Source organism: Allohoeflea poritis (assembly GCF_027889715.1).
GTDB classification, from domain to species: domain Bacteria; phylum Pseudomonadota; class Alphaproteobacteria; order Rhizobiales; family Rhizobiaceae; genus Hoeflea_A; species Hoeflea_A poritis.
The window spans coordinates 19,334-35,464 of record NZ_JAPJZH010000013.1; the positions used below are offsets into that span (position 1 = coordinate 19,334).

22 protein-coding genes and 2 tRNA genes are annotated in these 16,131 nt (G+C 59.9%); 16 read left to right on the top strand and 8 right to left on the bottom strand.

Features of this window, described 5'->3' with window-relative positions; all coding sequences use genetic code 11:
* Positions 1-75: 75 nt before the first annotated feature.
* Positions 76-1,455 (top strand): hypothetical protein, encoded by a 1,380-nt coding sequence (locus OOZ53_RS18930; RefSeq protein WP_271091273.1) that lies wholly within the window; start codon positions 76-78, stop codon positions 1,453-1,455.
* A gap of 362 nt (positions 1,456-1,817) precedes the next feature.
* Here the strand turns inward: OOZ53_RS18930 and OOZ53_RS18935 are convergent, their stop codons facing one another.
* On the bottom strand, positions 1,818-2,018 hold the full coding sequence (locus OOZ53_RS18935; RefSeq protein ID WP_271091410.1) for a hypothetical protein: 201 nt from the start codon (positions 2,016-2,018) through the stop codon (positions 1,818-1,820).
* Here OOZ53_RS18935 and OOZ53_RS18940 point away from each other — a divergent pair.
* A complete protein-coding gene (locus tag OOZ53_RS18940; RefSeq protein WP_333780604.1) occupies positions 1,972-2,601 on the top strand; it encodes a sulfotransferase domain-containing protein in 630 nt (209 codons plus the stop codon). The two genes, OOZ53_RS18935 and OOZ53_RS18940, sit on opposite strands and share 47 nt — an antisense overlap.
* A gap of 151 nt (positions 2,602-2,752) precedes the next feature.
* Here OOZ53_RS18940 and OOZ53_RS18945 read toward each other — a convergent pair whose 3' ends face one another.
* The 4 genes from OOZ53_RS18945 to OOZ53_RS18960 form a co-directional block, all read right to left on the bottom strand.
* Positions 2,753-3,631, bottom strand: a complete 879-nt coding sequence (locus OOZ53_RS18945) for a putative nucleotide-diphospho-sugar transferase (protein ID WP_271091274.1) — start codon at positions 3,629-3,631, stop codon at positions 2,753-2,755.
* Positions 3,632-3,828: 197 nt separating this feature from the next.
* Positions 3,829-4,194 (bottom strand): hypothetical protein, encoded by a 366-nt coding sequence (locus OOZ53_RS18950; RefSeq protein WP_271091275.1) that lies wholly within the window; start codon positions 4,192-4,194, stop codon positions 3,829-3,831.
* 77 nt (positions 4,195-4,271) lie between these two features.
* On the bottom strand, positions 4,272-4,742 hold the full coding sequence (locus OOZ53_RS18955) for a nuclear transport factor 2 family protein (RefSeq protein ID WP_271091276.1): 471 nt from the start codon (positions 4,740-4,742) through the stop codon (positions 4,272-4,274).
* A 187-nt stretch (positions 4,743-4,929) separates the two neighbouring features.
* Positions 4,930-5,772: a hypothetical protein gene (locus OOZ53_RS18960; RefSeq protein WP_271091277.1), complete on the bottom strand. Its 843-nt coding sequence runs from the start codon at positions 5,770-5,772 to the stop codon at positions 4,930-4,932.
* A 269-nt stretch (positions 5,773-6,041) separates the two neighbouring features.
* Here OOZ53_RS18960 and OOZ53_RS18965 point away from each other — a divergent pair, with 269 nt between their 5' ends.
* Positions 6,042-6,362, top strand: coding sequence for a c-type cytochrome (locus tag OOZ53_RS18965; protein ID WP_271091278.1), 321 nt, complete (start codon positions 6,042-6,044; stop codon positions 6,360-6,362).
* A gap of 6 nt (positions 6,363-6,368) precedes the next feature.
* On the opposite strand, the gene OOZ53_RS18970 is transcribed toward OOZ53_RS18965, so the two are convergent.
* Complete coding sequence (locus OOZ53_RS18970) at positions 6,369-6,932, bottom strand: TetR/AcrR family transcriptional regulator (protein WP_271091279.1); 564 nt, start codon at positions 6,930-6,932, stop codon at positions 6,369-6,371.
* Between the two features lie 78 nt (positions 6,933-7,010).
* Here OOZ53_RS18970 and OOZ53_RS18975 point away from each other — a divergent pair, with 78 nt between their 5' ends.
* A complete protein-coding gene (locus OOZ53_RS18975) occupies positions 7,011-7,184 on the top strand; it encodes a hypothetical protein (RefSeq protein WP_271091280.1) in 174 nt (57 codons plus the stop codon).
* Between the two features lie 55 nt (positions 7,185-7,239).
* Positions 7,240-7,695 carry a hypothetical protein gene (locus tag OOZ53_RS18980; RefSeq protein WP_271091281.1) on the top strand — a complete coding sequence of 152 codons (456 nt, stop codon included), beginning with the start codon at positions 7,240-7,242 and terminating at the stop codon, positions 7,693-7,695.
* Between the two features lie 215 nt (positions 7,696-7,910).
* Here OOZ53_RS18980 and OOZ53_RS18985 read toward each other — a convergent pair whose 3' ends face one another.
* Positions 7,911-8,393 carry a CC0125/CC1285 family lipoprotein gene (locus OOZ53_RS18985; protein ID WP_271091282.1) on the bottom strand — a complete coding sequence of 161 codons (483 nt, stop codon included), beginning with the start codon at positions 8,391-8,393 and terminating at the stop codon, positions 7,911-7,913.
* A gap of 1,009 nt (positions 8,394-9,402) precedes the next feature.
* Here OOZ53_RS18985 and OOZ53_RS18990 point away from each other — a divergent pair.
* Positions 9,403-9,792 (top strand): hypothetical protein, encoded by a 390-nt coding sequence (locus tag OOZ53_RS18990; protein ID WP_271091283.1) that lies wholly within the window; start codon positions 9,403-9,405, stop codon positions 9,790-9,792.
* Between the two features lie 62 nt (positions 9,793-9,854).
* On the opposite strand, the gene OOZ53_RS18995 is transcribed toward OOZ53_RS18990, so the two are convergent.
* Positions 9,855-9,929 (bottom strand) — tRNA-Thr (locus OOZ53_RS18995).
* A gap of 242 nt (positions 9,930-10,171) precedes the next feature.
* Between OOZ53_RS18995 and OOZ53_RS19000 the strand changes: the two genes are divergently transcribed.
* The 10 genes from OOZ53_RS19000 (at position 10,172) to OOZ53_RS19045 (ending at position 16,071) form a co-directional block, all read left to right on the top strand.
* Positions 10,172-10,351, top strand: coding sequence for a hypothetical protein (locus tag OOZ53_RS19000; RefSeq protein ID WP_271091284.1), 180 nt, complete (start codon positions 10,172-10,174; stop codon positions 10,349-10,351).
* 55 nt (positions 10,352-10,406) lie between these two features.
* Positions 10,407-11,696, top strand: coding sequence for a UDP-N-acetylglucosamine 1-carboxyvinyltransferase (murA, locus tag OOZ53_RS19005; protein ID WP_271091285.1), 1,290 nt, complete (start codon positions 10,407-10,409; stop codon positions 11,694-11,696).
* A gap of 78 nt (positions 11,697-11,774) precedes the next feature.
* Positions 11,775-12,221, top strand: a complete 447-nt coding sequence (locus OOZ53_RS19010; RefSeq protein WP_271091286.1) for a DUF2948 family protein — start codon at positions 11,775-11,777, stop codon at positions 12,219-12,221.
* Between the two features lie 41 nt (positions 12,222-12,262).
* On the top strand, positions 12,263-13,555 hold the full coding sequence (gene hisD / locus OOZ53_RS19015; RefSeq protein WP_271091287.1) for a histidinol dehydrogenase: 1,293 nt from the start codon (positions 12,263-12,265) through the stop codon (positions 13,553-13,555).
* Positions 13,556-13,647: 92 nt separating this feature from the next.
* Complete coding sequence (locus OOZ53_RS19020; RefSeq protein WP_271091288.1) at positions 13,648-14,124, top strand: UPF0262 family protein; 477 nt, start codon at positions 13,648-13,650, stop codon at positions 14,122-14,124.
* Between the two features lie 65 nt (positions 14,125-14,189).
* Positions 14,190-14,591: an arsenate-mycothiol transferase ArsC gene (locus OOZ53_RS19025; protein WP_271091402.1), complete on the top strand. Its 402-nt coding sequence runs from the start codon at positions 14,190-14,192 to the stop codon at positions 14,589-14,591.
* Positions 14,592-14,738: 147 nt separating this feature from the next.
* Positions 14,739-14,957, top strand: a complete 219-nt coding sequence (infA, locus tag OOZ53_RS19030; protein WP_004435948.1) for a translation initiation factor IF-1 — start codon at positions 14,739-14,741, stop codon at positions 14,955-14,957.
* A 43-nt stretch (positions 14,958-15,000) separates the two neighbouring features.
* Entirely contained in the window at positions 15,001-15,639 is a 639-nt protein-coding gene (locus OOZ53_RS19035; RefSeq protein WP_271091300.1) for a Maf-like protein, read from the top strand.
* The gene (gene yacG / locus OOZ53_RS19040; RefSeq protein ID WP_271091301.1) at positions 15,636-15,854 is read left to right on the top strand and encodes a DNA gyrase inhibitor YacG; all 219 of its coding nucleotides are present in this window, start codon (positions 15,636-15,638) and stop codon (positions 15,852-15,854) included. The genes OOZ53_RS19035 and yacG overlap by 4 nt, the downstream gene beginning before the upstream one ends.
* Before the next feature lie 141 nt (positions 15,855-15,995).
* Positions 15,996-16,071, top strand: a tRNA-Phe gene (locus OOZ53_RS19045).
* Positions 16,072-16,131 lie beyond the last annotated feature (60 nt).

Consider the following 16,131-nt stretch of genomic DNA (forward strand, 5'->3'; position numbering starts at 1 on the left):
CATAGCCGGGCGGGGTGGTGACCTCGGTCGCTGCCACAGGTCCGGCTGTGCCTTGAGAAAGCGAAGGAAAATGAAATGCTGAAACTGGAAAACCCGGAAACATTGGATATTTCGAGAGCCTTGCTGGCCCCGGCCATTCGAAAATCAGCCGCCATTGCCGGCCTTGCCGCCTTGTGCATCGGCGCGCCGAGCGGACCGGCGGTTGCCGACGGAATAGCAAGCATCAAGCATATGTCGATCAGCACACAGGGTATGGCGACCGGGACGGTCCATGTCATCTCGACCGACGGCAAGACGTGGAACAAGATCAAATCGGGATCGGCCCAGTTCGCAGGTCAGATGAAGGTCGACACCAAATGGCCGGGTTACGTAGACAAGGTTGCGGTCTTCCTTGGCAAATGCAGTGGCCACGCCTGTGACGGCTCTGCGCGGATCTACGCGGCTGACACCAGCGCTAGGGATTTCGTCAAGTCGGAGACCTTCGGATTCAATCCGACGAAGCTCGTGAGTGCCTTGATTGACGGAAGCGCCATTTATAACCATGGAAAACGCATCATCGATGAATGCAACAAGGGTCTGCAGGCCGATGGCCCGACCAAGGAAAGGAGCTTCAACCAGCTCATTCAGCTCACATTGGGCGCCAATACGGGCAAGGCGCTCTACAAGAAGAACTTTCAGAATGAGATAGGGCTGGTCGAGAATCCGGACCATGTCGCCCACGGCCAGGTTGCGATCAAGGTGTATTGCGAGCCTGCCGCCCCGCCGCCTGAATCGGCCGAGGTCAGACTTCCGCTGAAGATGACGGACCTCAAACTGTTCCTGTCGACCTATTCCAATGCCGTGTCCAAGCCGTCGATCGGCCTGACCTGCAAGAAGGGCCAGGTCCTGGTGCGGGCGAAAACCAACCGGGAAGGCCCGGTCAAGCTGCGACTGTGGACACAGGTCGGAAAAGGGCCCATGCAGAGTCAACTGATCGAAGTGTGGTCCACGTCGGTCGGCGGCGGCAACTATCAGGCGGAATTTGAGAAATGGATTTCCGTTTCCAAGAATTCCGTACTCAAGGCCCGCGTTGAGGATCTGATCACCAAGCCGGTCGGGTTTCATGCCGGCTGGAAGAACCTGTCGCTGAAGTGCCAGTCGCCGGGGGCAGGCGGTTTTGCCCAGCAGCAAAAGCCCGACAGTTCGGCCGGAAAGCCCAATGCCGGAAAGCAAAACGGCCGTGTCATCAAGGGCAACAAGGCTGGTGGACGCAAGACCAAGATCGGCAAGCGCAAGCCGCGCCCGGCCGTCAACAGGCCTGATCCCGGCAAGGCTCTGATGAAGGGCTTGTTTCCGAAACGTGTTCAGAAGAACCAGCGTGTCCGGCCTGCACGCAACACCCAGACAAGACCGAAGCCGCGCAAACCGCAGCAACGCCGGATCGGAAACGGGCGATTTATGAAAAAGAACCGCTGAACGCCACAAGCGGACGAGAGCCCTTGCCCCCGGATCGGCCCAGAGACTTCCAGAACACCAAAGGCGCGGCTTCATTGGCCGCGTTTTTTAGTTCCAGCCGAGGTCAGGCCCGGCTGGTGAGCGTGGCGAACGGGGCGAGCGCCGCAGTCCCGACAGCCAAAATCGCTGCGAACGCGCCGGTTGGCGGCTGAGGAAGAACGCAAACGGCAGGGCGGAACGCTTCACTCTCCGAAAATCAGCTTCAGCTAATTGTGGAAAACAATGCACATATTGATTGAAATTCACATATTCACGGTTCTGTATATTCGTGATTTTGTTGTATGCACGAAAAACTTTTTTGGGGGCGCACACCCATAGGAGTTTCAATTGAACGTATTTCCAATCAAATCATTTAAAGCCAGATTGAAGACCAGGCGCTGGAAAAAAGAGATTCCGGCACATATCGAGCGTTTGAACGCGTCGGAGGTCATTATCGTTGCCGGATACCCGAAGTCAGGAAGCACCTGGCTTTGCAGGTTGATTGCCGAGGCGATCGATTGTCCGGTCGCGGGATATACGGGCATCATCAGATCCAGGGACGAGGCTGTCGAAGGGCAGGGAAGAGCGGCTGACAAAGTGGTTCTCAAGTCCCATCACCCATACGAGGTGTTTCAGCGCCTCCGACTGCCCGGGAATGTGAAATTGGTGTTTATCGTCCGCGACCCGCGCGATGTCGCGGTCTCGGGAATGCGGTATTTCTATTCGGATTCGCGATACAGCGAGACCAATATGCTCAATCGCATGTTGCCGGACGCGGTTCCGTTTGATTGGAATTCCATTGGATGGTCCGAATATGTCATGAGTTATCTGAATGCGGACATGCCCCATATAAAATATGAGGACCTGCTCGCCGATACGGAAAACGAATTGAAACGCGTGCTGTGCGAATTGGATATCGGCTTCCAGGAGGATCGGATCCACGAGGCCGTAAAGAACCAATCCTTCGCTGTCGCAAAGGCCCGATATCAGAAGACCGGCGACAAGCGGAAACTGGAACATATGGGAAGCGGAAAGGCCGGCTCATTCCGCGGCACGCTATCCCAGCATACGATCAACACGATAAACCGGGAAATGTCCGCCGCAATGTCCGCGTGCGGCTTCACGTAAGAAACCGCATGCCTGCGACGCGGCTTTGTTGACCCGATTGCGAAACCGCAGTGGAATAGGCGTCTTGTCTTGTCCCATTTTTGGGGGCAGTTCGGTTGTAGGTCGGGTTTTCCTGATCGGATGGCAACCAGGATTCGCTCAATGCGCCGGTTCATCCGCTTGGCAGGCGAGCATTGCGAAACGCATCCAGCAGGCCGCGCCTTTTCGGTAGGTCGAGCGGTATGGACAGGTCTTTGAACACCTTCAGTTTCTTCGCTTCTGATTTTGGCGAGTTCGGATGGCAGATGACCGCATGCTTCACGCACGCTCGGGTCGTGCCGTGACGCTGGAATTTCGCATGTGGCAATGCCGCAAGTTGCAACCCGCTATGGCGGCAAGATCCGCCGATGGGGGCCAGCCATCCATTGTGTAAATTACAGTGCTCCCATCCTTGGGGTTTTTCATTCCAGCGCACATCGTATTGATTCAGCAAAAGCCCGTTCAGGCAAATCTGGTCGTCGCCGGAAAAATTCTCCACTGCTTCGGAGCAAAGGCGCCTGGCGGGTTCCCCGGCGCGAAGAGCAAAGAAACCGGTGCATATCGAAAAACCCCAGGCCTCCTTGCTTTCCCTGGGAAACGATCCCGGTTGAAAGGCAATGTCGAAATCACAAAGATTGAGTTCCGGCAGCGGATCCGACAGCCAAATGGCATCTGCATCGCTGAAGATGATGTTTCGGCCAAGATTGAGGTATTTGAGTGCAGCCGGGAACTTCAATGAGATCGTGTGTGTTGCGCTGTCACTCTTGAAACCGCTGTTTTGCCAGACGCTTTTCTTCCAGTACGAGTATTCGGACGCCATATACGCCCCGTCGCAACTGAATCCGCGGTCGCTGAGGAACGTGTGGGATTCCTGATCGGAACAGACAATTGTCGGATCGATACCGCTCGCCGATCTTACGCTCGTTGCCCAGGCGGCTGCAATTCGTGTGTATTGCCTGTTGATGACGGTAAAAACGGTCGTATTCGCTCTATCGAAATCTGATTTTGGCATGGTCCCGCGGCATTTCGGTTGGGCTTTGGGAGAGTGTCTTACTGCCCGCCAGGGCTTGTGGCAACGCGATGTCGCGATTGCCGAACCAGGCGATGAGGATCAGTCCTTGCGTCACCGTTCAGTCGTCGACCCGATCGAAACGCTGGATAAAGGCTTTCCGGGCAGCGAAGCTGCGGGAAAGTGCCCCTGAACGGTATTCAGGCGCGGCCGACCAGCCGGGTGAGGATATAGCCGATGGTCGCCGCCGCCAGCATGGGCAGGACACCATAGGCAATGATGCCGAGCGGTCCCAGAAGTCCGCCCATGATCATGCCGACCAGCGAGACCGGCAGGGCAAGCGCCGAAATCCCCCACAGCCACAATCGTTGCGAACGCGCCGGCAGGCGGCCGAGCACGAATGCCACCGGCAGCGCCATCAGCCACCCCGTTGGCACGAAGATAAGCCCCTGCAGCACCGTCTCCGCGTCAATGCGCCCGAAGCGGAAGAGGAAAATGAGCATCTGGATTGCGTAGACCACAGGGCCGGCAAGAAGGACCAGGGAAAAGCTCTGGATGGGTGTCATGTGCGGTTCATGCGGTCACGGCAACAGCCGCCTCTCCTCTTTCGAAATTCAATAGGCCCACGCCTGCGCCGGCCCAGCTATTTATGCAGCGTGGCGTCGGTTTCCTGGTAGTAGCGCTGCAGCCATTTGCCGTCGCGCTTCATCCAGATTGCAGAGACGAGCACTTTCGCGGGCAATGGCTTTCCGTGGGCCGTGCCGTCGTAGAATTTTTCCTGTGTGATCAGGACAACGTCGTCGGCAAGCGCGAACATTTTCCGGTTGGCCTGCCCCGTGAAGGCATAATTGACCGACCCGAGGCTGACGATCTCCTCATCGATACTGGATTCGATCGGAAGATAGGGCAGGACGGCGACATGGTCCGGCATCATCATCGCCCGGATCATGGCGGGATCGGATGTCGCGAAGGCTTTGTCCAGTTCGGTCTGTGCGGCGTCGAGTTCGGCTTTCGTCTCGGCCGAGACGGTCGATTGCGCAAGGCCGGGTGCGGCGGCGGCCAATAGCATGGCAGCGGCAAGCAGGGCGCGGGCGATGAACAGGATCTTTGCCATTGTCAGTCCTTCTGGTTCGTTTGCGCGCGGCTGGATGCAGTTTGCGCTCAAGGTGCAGCTTCCGGCGACGCGGCGCAAGCTTTGTTGGCGTACAGGATGGCTTGCGCTTATGTCCGCATGAGGGCGGCCCGGCCCGCTGGCCCGAACGGATCGGGGAGACCGGTCGTGGCGGCAAAGCCGAACCCGGCTATTTTCTCCAGATACCGAAGCGTTCCGACACATATCGTACGGCTTTGCAGTGCGCCGCAAACTGGTTGCCCACATCGGTTCGCAGTTTGTGAAGCGGAGCCAGGCGGTCCGAACGGGATGTGGCAGGCCATGAGATGTTGCCGGGGTTCCAGACTGTTATTCCGCGTCTTGCATAGGTCGCGGAAAGCCAGATGTCATCCGTATGCCAGCATTCGTCCGGTATGGAGAATGCCGTCTCGTCGAAATGCGAACTATGACACAGGACGCCGGCCAGCCCCTCCGCGATGTCGCCAAAGCCTTGCGTATAGAAGGGCGTGCGGAACGGCTTTTTATAGTCGGCCCGGCGTGTTCGCGCGGTCACAATGTCCATCAGTCGCGCGGCGCGGTAAGCGATTGTGCGTTCTCCCCATTTGAACCGGGCATGCGGCTCCGGATGCGCGCAGACCCATTCCAGCCCGAATTGTGCAACAGGCGGCGTGGACGCGGCGATAACAGCGTGCGGGGCATGTTCGAGGCCGTCGAACAGCCGTTCCACATGGCCATCATGCAGGTGCCTGTCATCATCGCAGTGAAATATGCGGGCATCCTCGTTTGCGAACAGCCTTGCGGTCGGCAGGACCTTTGTGGCGGGGCCCAGGTCGTCAAAGCCGGTATTGACCTCGATGCCGCGCGGCACATTCGGCAGCGTCCCGCCCCACTCGGGAAAGCGCCGGTAGGACGTCGGTATGTTCAAGATGATATGATCGAAGCCGACCGACTGGTTCTTGAGCTCACGGCAGATCGTGCCCAGCGCCTTGAAGCGCGGTGGAATGGATGTGAAGCTCGCCACGCGGAGCGTCATGTTTGTCTCGCCCGGGATGACGCGAGGCGGGCGCGGGCGATGAACGGGGTCCTTGCCATTGTCAGTCCTTCCCGCTGGCGCGCGCGGTTGGATATGGTTCGCCGGCAAGGTGCCGCCTCTGGCAGTGCGGCGCAAGCCGAATTTACCGGCCGGCCTGAACCGGCGGATCGGCAAACTGTCACCTTAATCTGCGAATATCGGGTTTCCGGCGCTTGGATCGCGCACCGGTTTTGTGGCATTTTGTACCTGCAACGGGGGATTCGATTGACATGATCAGGAACTGCGTTCTTGCAACTGCGACACTGATTGCAACCGCCGGCGTATCGCTCGCACAGACCGCGCCCGATGTGCAGCGCGGCCGCACCATAGCCGCCACCCATTGCGCCGGGTGTCATTCCATCGACAAGGTCGGCCCCAGCCCGCTCTCGATCGCCCCGCCGTTCCGCACACTGCACGAGAATTATCCCGTCGAGTCCCTTGAAGAAGCGCTGGTCGAAGGCATTGTCACCGGCCATCCCAGCATGCCGCAATTCAGCTTCGATCCGGATCAGGCGAGCAATCTGATCGCCTATCTCAAGACTTTGGAATAGGGCCGCCTAACCGGCGCCGGTCACTTTGAGGACCGAGACGCGCAGGGCCGCCAGCAAGGCAAGCAGGTGCTTTCTGCTTTTTGCGGCGTGTTTTGCCGCCGTCGCGGTGCGCTGGATGAAGTCCGCATATTGCGGGACGGTGAGACCGCTGTCCCCGATCTCTCGGGAATAGGGCTCCAGGACCCTTTCGATAAGTGCGATGTTCCGCCTGGCGGCCGCCTCCAGCTCCTCCTGGCTTGAGGCGTTGACCCCCGCGATGATGTCCTCGGCATTGGGCGAGGAATGCAGGAAATCATAGTGCACGATCACGATATGCTTGAAGATCAGGTCGAGCCGCGCGCCCAGCCCCTCCGCCTTCTCAAGCCCGGCCTCGATATCCAGGACGACCTTGTCGGCCAGCGACCGGATCGTCGCCTGCAACACCGCGCCCTTGTTGGCAAAGGCCTTGTAGAGGGTCTGCCGCGAAAGGCCGGCTTCCTCGGCGATGTCGTTCATGCTCGTCCGCTTCACGCCGAAGCGGAGGAACAGGCGGACTGCCGCGTCGATGATGTGCGCGTCGCGGTTTTTCATGCGTTACATGTTGACATTTTCAGGATGAATGTCAAGATTGACAATCATACATGATTTGTCACTTTTGTGGGATTTTCCATGACCACCTGGACCCGAAAAACCGCCATCGTCACAAGGGCCGATAACGGCATCGGATTCGAGACCACGATCGGCATGGCCGAGCGCCTTCTGCACGCCAATGCGGACGCGGCCGGGGACGATTACGGCCCAACCGGCCCCGAACAGATGACCGGCAAGACCTTCCCGATCTGATCGACCGCATGTTCGCCCGCTTCTCGGAAGCCCGCGCAAAACGGAGGAAAATGCAATGCCTGATCTCTTGAACCGGCTCTCGCAGGGCTTTGAATATCTGATCGTTCTGATATCGACCGTCATGCTTGGCTGGGGGCTTCTCGGATTTCTGGAATATTTCACCGGGCTGGCCCCGCTGATGCCGCTGCAGAACGCAACCTTTCCGATCGGCATGCAGACGATCCACTGGATCCTGATCACCGCTTCCGGCGCGACATTCCTCACCGGCTATTTCCTGCGCTGGCGTTACACGCCCGTCGCGATGCTGGTGATGTTCACCGCGCTCGCCACATTGTGCTCGGTCCAGACCTTCGACATGCTGGAGAACCCCGACCGTTACCGGAACTTCGCCCAGGAATGCGTCTATTACATCATCATCTCGGCCTACCTCTTCCGCTCGCAGCGCATGAACGACCGCTTCGGGCAGATTACGGTTCGAACCGCAGAGCGCTCCACACCCATGCATGCGTGAAGCCATCCGGGGAGGACGATTATGGAAACTAGGAGTTCAGAGAAGGTCGGCTTCGCCATGTCCAGGCAGACGAGACCTTGGGCGGCCGCCTGGCGAGAATGTTTCTGGACGGTTACCAGGCCTTCAACCGCGCCTTGAAGGCGGAGGCGGAGTGGGTGGACGCTACTTAATGGTGCATTCTGGATGGGTCGCCATTGACCTGCAGTGTCAGGAGATCACCTATTGGGCCGGACGACGCGCGGATTGATATTGTCAAATACTTCCTGCGCCGGAAATGCTCCAGGAGGTGGTGCTTTGCCCGGTGGAACGTTGACCACTTGAATGATCAAGTCCTGGCCCGGTTTGACGATATCGTACTGATATCCTGGCTGGTATGTCGTGTACGCGGTATTTCCAATAAATGTGGTGTTGGAAGAGCCTGGAGTGTATCCGACAGATTGCTGGGTCGCATCACTGCCAGACAATATGACAAAATAGTTGGCTCCACGCTCGAGGGTGGTTTCCGCCGCTTTCAGCAACGCGTAGTCCTGAATCGTGGAACTTGCGGTGTATCCATTTCCACGCGCCGAAATACGGTACGTGTCATTTGTAATCGGAGCGGCCGTTACGCCGCCCTCGAAACCAGCTTCCTGATATGGCGTCTGGCATCCGGCGAGCACAATCGCAATCGCAAGACAAAAAAGCAGCCGAACCTTCATGGTTGCACCTCTCGATGTTAGGCAACCACCAAAAATTGCAAAGATCAAGGGTGATGATGCTTACACTGCCTTAACTCCGAGCCGATGAAACAAAAGCAATCGGGCAAACTTTTAGCGACCGAAAGTGGAGTCGCAAGCCAAGCAAATAGAGGCTTAGTAAGCGTCCATCCGTGCCTTCTTTACACAGGTCAATTTGCAACCGATAATTATTCGGTTATGGCGCGGTTGGTCAAAATTATAGGGTACATTCTCTTGTACGCAGGTATCGGACTCGTTTTGTTCGGCCTGGGTTCGATCTGGTATTTTCAAGGGTTCGCGCAATTGAAAGAAGTTATGAATCCATTCAACGTAATCAACTTCGTTGCAATAGCTCTGACCTTGGCGCCTGGGATGTTTTTTTTGTGGCTTGGCTATAGACTGCAGCGAAGAAGCGGCCGCCGACAGTAGCCAAAATTGTTTAGGTCACCAACACAGAGTGAAGCCAGTTTTTCGGTGCGACCCTTTTTGTCCACGATGTCAATTCGGTGGAGTATATTAGATTTCTCCATGCGTTGGTAAACGCGTTACAACATGCCCTGCTTTTTTGTGTTCTGGTTGTGGCTTTCTTTGAGCCCAAAGCAGGTGGCGCGAGGAGAAAGCGTTGGCCGGTCGATTGGTGTTGCTGGATTGGAAAATCAGCTCGAAAGGTGTTTAGGCCAAGCTCAGGAACCTTATTGCGGCGGTTCTGCAAAAGGAGACTGAGGGAACTGCGATCATAATGCAGTCATTCTTTAGTGGCGCGAAGACAAAATTGTCGGATTACGGTGACAGTTTACTCAATTCCCGCTTCCCTTCCGCTTCCCAGGTCGGCGGATCATGGCTTACAGCCACTTATCCCGGGAAATTTGCAAACAAACTCCGTAACTACCCCGCAATTGCCAATATCCTTGTTTGTATTTCCTAGGCGTTTACGATTCGCTTGCGTTCTCAGTCCGAACATCTTTTTTGGAGCATCGGAATAACGGCGGCCATGAAGTATCGATTTGCGGCAGGTCTTGTTGTTGGTTTGGTGGCCGCATCGGTCTTGGATCTGACCTACAGGCAAGTGGAATTATTTTTTGTTTGGCGCCCCTATGTGAATATCTCAAAGGAATGCGATTCTGGTTCTGACCGTTGCGTTTACGTGCGGGAGGAGTCATCGACCGGCGTCGACTATATCACGGTGAAGTCAGTTCACTTCAGGCGGTTTCAAGCGGAAAATCCGACATTTACCCGAACGACCGTGCTGTGCGATCCAGAAGCCAATTTTGAACTCGTGTGGCTTCCTGAGAAACTGCAAGTCAAATCGGACGACGGTGGTAACTGCCGTAGGATGGGTAAGTTCACGCCACCATTTGAAATAGAAATCATCAATCCATGACGACCAACGTCCCGCACCACCCAATGGGCACCAGGATCTGACTGCAAACGATGGATTTTGACTGGTGCTGCCGGAGAGATTTGAACTCTCGACCTCTCCCTTACCAAGGGAGTGCTCTACCCCTGAGCTACGGCAGCCTAAGACAGGTTCGCTTGCGAACCGGGCTGCCTATTGCCATAGGATCACACCCGACGCAAGGACCAATGCGGGCCGCCCGCGCAGGTTTTTTCGATGGTCCCCATCCGCGCTCGTAAACACCGGCCCGAACCCCGGCGTAAACCCTCGCGTAAACCATTGCGGCACAAAAGCCCGCGATTGCCCGATTTTGGCCCTATAATTGCCCTTTGCCAGCGTGCGGCGAATGGGGTATGTCGGGGCGATGGGACAATCAGACGACAGCGTGACGCGCAAATCCCCGGCTGACGCCCGCAAGGAGCGGCTGGCGGCGGAACTGCGCGCCAATCTGCAGCGCCGCAAGGGCCAGAGCCGCGCAAGGCGCAAGGGCGCCATGGACGAGGCGGCCGGGCTGCCCGCGTCCGAAGGGGAAAAGCGGCCTTAAAAGCCGCGCAAGGCTGTCGGGAAGAAAGAGAGGCGGGCTGAAGCCCGGGATGTGCATGGATCGTATCAGAATTGTCGGCGGCGAGAGCCTCAACGGCGTCATCCCGATCTCCGGCGCCAAGAACGCGGCGCTGCCGCTGATGATCGCATCGCTGCTCACCGACGATACGCTGACGCTCGAAAACGTGCCGCATCTGGCCGATGTCGAGCAGCTCATCCGCATTCTCGGCAATCACGGCGTCGACTATTCGGTGAACGGGCGCCGCCAGGCGCAGGACCGCGGCTATTCGCGCACCATCCATTTCACAGCCCGCGATATCGTCGATACCACCGCGCCCTATGAGCTTGTCTCCAAGATGCGCGCCAGCTTCTGGGTCATCGGCCCGCTGATCGCCCGCATGGGCGAGGCCCGCGTCTCGCTGCCCGGCGGCTGCGCCATCGGCACGCGGCCCGTCGACCTCTTCATCGACGGCCTCAAGGCGCTCGGCGTCGAGATCGATATCGACGGCGGCTATGTCAATGCCCGCGCGCCGAAGGGCATCCAGGGCGGCAGCTATGAATTTCCGAAGGTCTCCGTCGGCGCGACCCATGTGCTGATGATGGCGGCGACGCTCGCCAACGGCACCGTCGAGATCCGCAACGCGGCGCGCGAGCCGGAGGTCGAGAACCTTGCCAAGTGCCTCAACGCCATGGGCGCGCGCATTTCCGGCGCCGGCTCCGAGACGATCATCGTCGAGGGCGTCGGCTCGCTCTCGGGCGCCCGCCACCGGGTGCTGCCCGACCGGATCGAGACCGGCACCTACGCCATGGCCGTGGCGATGGCCGGCGGCGATGTCATGCTGGAGGACACCAGCGCCAGCCTGCTTGAAAGCGCGCTCGACACGCTGCGCGCCGCCGGCGCCGAGATCAACCCGACCAATTCCGGCATCCATGTGCGCCGCAACGGTTCGGGCCTGGAGCCGGTGGATGTCAGCACCGACCCGTTCCCCGGCTTTCCGACGGACCTGCAGGCGCAGTTCATGGCGCTGATGACCAGGGCCAAGGGCACCTCGCACATCACCGAGACGATCTTCGAGAACCGCTTCATGCATGTGCAGGAACTCGCCCGCCTCGGCGCCGATATCGCCCTGTCGGGCCAGACGGCCACCGTGCGCGGCGTCGAACAGCTCAAGGGGGCGCAGGTCATGGCCACCGATCTGCGCGCCTCGGTGTCGCTGGTGATCGCCGCCCTTGCGGCGGAAGGCGAGACGGTCGTCAACCGCGTCTACCATCTCGACCGCGGCTTCGAGCGGCTTGAGGAAAAGCTGACCCGCTGCGGCGCCACCGTCGAGCGCCTCAGTTCCTGACGGGCCGGCCAACAAGGCAATTGCGCCTTCGCCACTGAGTGACTATGTACCCTTGCAGGAAAAGCTGAAGGGCCGTTCATGGAACTGTTGAAACTCGTGGCGCTGGACAAGGAAGACCTGTCCATCATCTCAGCCTATATGCAGGACGCGGTGTTCAAGACCGCCGATCTGAACTACAGCGCCCGCGACAGGCAATTCGCGCTGGTCGGCAACCGTTTCGTGTGGGAAGACAGCGGCGGCAAGCGCAAGCGCAGCTATGAGCGCCGCCGCACCGCGCTGCATTTCAACCGTATCGGCTCCGTGCGCTCGCGCGGCTTCAAACGCAGCGACGACGATGCCGTGCTGTCGCTTCTGGCGGTCAATTTCGTGCCCGGCGACGACGAGCCGGCGGGCCGCATCGAGCTGATTTTTTCGGGCGACGCGGCGATCGAGTTCGATGTCGAATGCGTCGAGGCGCAGCTCAGCGACCTGGGCGCCGCCTGGGAGACCGAATTCCGCCCGGCGCACCCGCTCTCCGACGTCTGAAACCCGCCATTTCCACCCAACGCGGCACCGGGAGAAATCGATTGGCCCGCAGACTGAACCTTGAAGACAGCGGCTTTGACGCCGCCTTCGACGCGCTTCTTACCATGAAGCGCGAGGTCTCGCAGGATGTCGCCGACGTGGTTGCCGAAATCATCGCCGACGTGCAGGCGCGCGGCGATGCCGCGCTGATCGATTATACGAAGAAATTCGACCGGCTGGATTTGGGGCAGGCGGGTCTTGCCGTTACCGCCGGCGAGATCGATGCCGCGATGGGCAAGGTCGATGCCGAGACGCTCGATGCGCTCAAGCTCGCCCATGACCGCATTCAAAGCCATCATGCACGGCAGATGCCGAAGGACGATTTCTACGAGGATGCGCTCGGCGTCGGCCTCGGCTCGCGCTGGACGGCCATCGAGGCGGTCGGCCTTTATGTGCCGGGCGGGCTTGCGAGCTATCCGAGCTCCGTCCTGATGAACGCCGTGCCGGCGCAGGTCGCCGGCGTGGAGCGCATCGTCATGGCCGTGCCGTGCCCGGACGGGGAACTCAACCCGCTGGTGCTGGTCGCCGCGAAGCTCGCCGGCGTCTCGGAAATCTACCGCATCGGTGGGGCGCAGGCCGTCGCCGCGCTCGCTTTCGGCACTGAAACGATCGCGCCCGTCGCCAAGATCGTCGGGCCGGGCAACGCCTATGTCGCCGCCGCCAAGAAACAGGTCTTCGGCACGGTCGGCATCGACATGATCGCCGGCCCGTCCGAAGTGCTGGTGCTGGCCGATGAAAACAACAATGCCGACTGGATTGCCGCCGATTTGCTTGCCCAGGCCGAGCATGACGCGGCGGCCCAGTCGATCCTGATCACCGACAGAGCCGAATTCGCCGATGCGGTGGAAGCGGCGGTGGAAAACCAGCTCAAGACGCTGAGCCGCGCCGGGATTGCCGGCGCGAGCTGGCGCGACTACGGCGCGACGATCATCGTTCCCGGTTTCGCCGACGCCATGCCGCTGGTCAATCGCCTGGCGCCCGAGCACCTGGAGCTTGCCGTCGACGATCCGGACGCGCTGTTGCCGTTGGTCCGCAATGCCGGCGCCATCTTCATCGGCCGCCACACGCCGGAGGTGATCGGCGATTATGTCGGCGGCTCCAATCATGTCCTGCCGACCGCCCGTTCGGCGCGCTTTTCATCCGGTCTTTCCGTGCTCGATTATGTCAAGCGCAGCTCGGTTTTGCGGCTTGATGCCGATCAGCTCGCGAAACTCGGGCCGGCGGCGGTGGCACTGGCGAAGGCCGAGGGCCTTGACGCCCATGCCCGCTCTGTTGCAATTCGGATGAACAGGTAGGAATTGGCCGGGCTGCGCGAGAGGAAGCGCACCCGACAGCGCCGCAAAGTCCGGGCGGGAGGCCGGCGAGCGGTTCAGGAGCACGCTTTGCCATGGCTGATGCCGGCGCATTCAGGCTTTCGGACGTAACGCTCGATGAATCCATCGGCCGTTCGACGCCCGATGTCGAGCATGAGCGGGCCGTCGCCATCTTCGATCTTATCGAGGAAAACAGCTTCGAGCCGGTCGGCCATGACGGCGGGCCCTACAAGCTCAAGCTGTCGCTGGTCGATTCCAAGCTCGTCTTCCACATCACCAGCCAGAAAGACGAGCAGGTCGCCACCCATATCCTGTCGCTGACGCCGTTCCGGCGCATCGTCAAGGACTATTTCATGATCTGCGAAAGCTATTACGAGGCCATCCGTTCCTCGACGCCGAGCCAGATCGAGGCGATCGACATGGGCCGGCGCGGCATCCACAATGAAGGCTCGCAGACGCTGATGGACCGCCTCGGCGGCAAGATCACGATCGATTTCGACACCGCCCGCCGGCTGTTCACGCTGGTCTGCGTGCTGCACTGGCGCGGCTGATCTTGGTGGCCGATCCGGACATTGCGGCGGACAAACCGGGCGGCGCCCCGTCCTCCGTCCTCTTCATGTGCGGCATGAACGCCATCCGCTCGCCGATGGCCGAACTGCTCGCTCGTCGCTACCTGCCGCGCGGCACCTTCATCGCCTCGGCCGGCGTGCGCCCCGGCGAGCGCGATCCCTTTGTCGATGCGGTGCTGGAGGAGGTGGGGCTCGATCTCGGCCGCCGCCAGCCCCAGACCCTCGATGAGCTCGAAGACGATTATTTCGACCTCATCGTTTCGCTTGCGCCGGAGGCCCATCACCGGGCGCTCGAGATGACCCGTTCGAGCGCCGTCGAGGCGGTTTACTGGCCGACGCCCGACCCCACGGTCGCCACCGGCACCCGCGACCAGATCGTCGCCGCCTATCGCAGCGTGCGCGATCACATCGACATGATGCTCAAGAGGCGCTTCGGCCGCGAGTTCTAGGCGGCACCGTGCCGGAAAAATCGCCATAGGCACAAGAATTGAAGGACGGGCGCGCAATTGTGTTCACAAACCGCAGGCGATTGTGTAGGTTCCCGCGCAACCGGGGCGGCGGTGCCGCCCGCACTGTAACAGGATGACATTGACTATATGGCTAAGGAAGAAGTCCTCGAATTTCCGGGCGTCGTGACCGAATTGCTGCCCAACGCGACGTTCCGGGTGAAACTGGAAAACGAGCATGAAATCATCGCCCACACCGCAGGCCGCATGCGCAAGAACCGCATCCGCGTGCTTGCCGGCGACAAGGTGCTCGTCGAGATGACGCCCTATGACCTCACCAAGGGCCGCATCACCTACCGGTTCAAATAAGTCCGGCCTGCTTCCGCATCAATCTAACCGTGAAATGGTCTAGATGGTCCTGCCGCACAAGCTCATATTGGCCTCAGGTTCGCCGCGCCGGCTCGAATTGCTCAGACAGGCCGGCATCGAGCCCGATCATCTCCTGCCCACCGATGTCGACGAGACGCCCCGAAGGGCCGAACACCCGCGTACGCTGGCCCGGCGCCTGTCGCGCGAGAAGGCGGAAGCGGCCCGCAAGGCGCTGAAGGGCGATCCGCAATGGCCGAACCGCTTCATCCTGTCCGCCGATACGGTCGTCGCCAGGGGCCGGCGGGTCCTCGACAAGACCGAACTCGTCAATGAGGCTTCCAGCGCGCTCTACATGCTTTCCGGCCGCACCCACCGGGTCTATACCGGCGTGTGCCTCGTCACGCCCAATGACGCCCTGCGCCAGAAGGTGGTTGAGACGCGGGTGCGCTTCAAGCGCCTGTCGCGCATGGAAGTGGAGAGCTACCTGGCATCCGGGGAGTGGCGCGACAAGGCCGGCGGATACGCCATCCAGGGCCTTGCCGGCGCATTCGTCGCCAAGCTGGTCGGCTCCTACAGCAATGTCGTCGGCCTGCCGCTGCTCGAGACGGTTAACCTTCTGACCGGCGAAGGCTATGACGTTCATGCCGGCTGGCTGGAGCCGGAACGGAGCGCCGTCCAATGAGCGAGAAGGGCCCGATCGGCGAGAAAGGCAATGTCGAGCCGTTGCGCCCGGCGCGACCCTGCCCCGAATGCGGCCGGCCCTCCACACGCAAGAGCTATCCCTTCTGCTCCGAGCGCTGCCGCAATGTCGATCTGCAGCGCTGGCTCACCGGTTCCTACGCCATTCCGGTGACGGAAGAGGAAGACAATCTCAGGCCTTCCGAGGACGGCGACTAGGACCCGCGTATGGCGCGCGCCCGGCTGCCGCAAAAAACCATGACAATGGCATGAAATCGTCTGGACACGTTGTTTGGACATGCTATAACCCCGCTCGCCTGACCGGAGCCGCCAACGTTCCATGGTCCTTATCAAGGCAATGCCCAGGTAGCTCAGTTGGTAGAGCAGCGGACTGAAAATCCGCGTGTCGGTGGTTCGATTCCGCCCCTGGGCACCATTCTCCAGCTTTTGAAAGACACACTGGCATGTTCGGTCCTGCCTCAGCCGGAGCGGAATG

Coding starts and splice junctions, on each gene's coding strand:
- OOZ53_RS18930 (WP_271091273.1), top strand. CDS start 76: ATGCTGAAACTGGAAAACCCGGAAACATTGGATATTTCGAGAGCCTTG.
- OOZ53_RS18935 (WP_271091410.1), bottom strand. CDS start 2,018: ATGCCCGTATATCCCGCGACCGGACAATCGATCGCCTCGGCAATCAAC.
- OOZ53_RS18945 (WP_271091274.1), bottom strand. CDS start 3,631: ATGCCAAAATCAGATTTCGATAGAGCGAATACGACCGTTTTTACCGTC.
- OOZ53_RS18950 (WP_271091275.1), bottom strand. CDS start 4,194: ATGACACCCATCCAGAGCTTTTCCCTGGTCCTTCTTGCCGGCCCTGTG.
- OOZ53_RS18955 (WP_271091276.1), bottom strand. CDS start 4,742: ATGGCAAAGATCCTGTTCATCGCCCGCGCCCTGCTTGCCGCTGCCATG.
- OOZ53_RS18960 (WP_271091277.1), bottom strand. CDS start 5,772: ATGACGCTCCGCGTGGCGAGCTTCACATCCATTCCACCGCGCTTCAAG.
- OOZ53_RS18965 (WP_271091278.1), top strand. CDS start 6,042: ATGATCAGGAACTGCGTTCTTGCAACTGCGACACTGATTGCAACCGCC.
- OOZ53_RS18970 (WP_271091279.1), bottom strand. CDS start 6,932: ATGAAAAACCGCGACGCGCACATCATCGACGCGGCAGTCCGCCTGTTC.
- OOZ53_RS18975 (WP_271091280.1), top strand. CDS start 7,011: ATGACCACCTGGACCCGAAAAACCGCCATCGTCACAAGGGCCGATAAC.
- OOZ53_RS18980 (WP_271091281.1), top strand. CDS start 7,240: ATGCCTGATCTCTTGAACCGGCTCTCGCAGGGCTTTGAATATCTGATC.
- OOZ53_RS18985 (WP_271091282.1), bottom strand. CDS start 8,393: ATGAAGGTTCGGCTGCTTTTTTGTCTTGCGATTGCGATTGTGCTCGCC.
- OOZ53_RS18990 (WP_271091283.1), top strand. CDS start 9,403: ATGAAGTATCGATTTGCGGCAGGTCTTGTTGTTGGTTTGGTGGCCGCA.
- OOZ53_RS19000 (WP_271091284.1), top strand. CDS start 10,172: ATGGGACAATCAGACGACAGCGTGACGCGCAAATCCCCGGCTGACGCC.
- murA (WP_271091285.1), top strand. CDS start 10,407: ATGGATCGTATCAGAATTGTCGGCGGCGAGAGCCTCAACGGCGTCATC.
- OOZ53_RS19010 (WP_271091286.1), top strand. CDS start 11,775: ATGGAACTGTTGAAACTCGTGGCGCTGGACAAGGAAGACCTGTCCATC.
- OOZ53_RS19020 (WP_271091288.1), top strand. CDS start 13,648: ATGGCTGATGCCGGCGCATTCAGGCTTTCGGACGTAACGCTCGATGAA.
- OOZ53_RS19025 (WP_271091402.1), top strand. CDS start 14,190: ATGTGCGGCATGAACGCCATCCGCTCGCCGATGGCCGAACTGCTCGCT.
- infA (WP_004435948.1), top strand. CDS start 14,739: ATGGCTAAGGAAGAAGTCCTCGAATTTCCGGGCGTCGTGACCGAATTG.
- OOZ53_RS19035 (WP_271091300.1), top strand. CDS start 15,001: ATGGTCCTGCCGCACAAGCTCATATTGGCCTCAGGTTCGCCGCGCCGG.
- yacG (WP_271091301.1), top strand. CDS start 15,636: ATGAGCGAGAAGGGCCCGATCGGCGAGAAAGGCAATGTCGAGCCGTTG.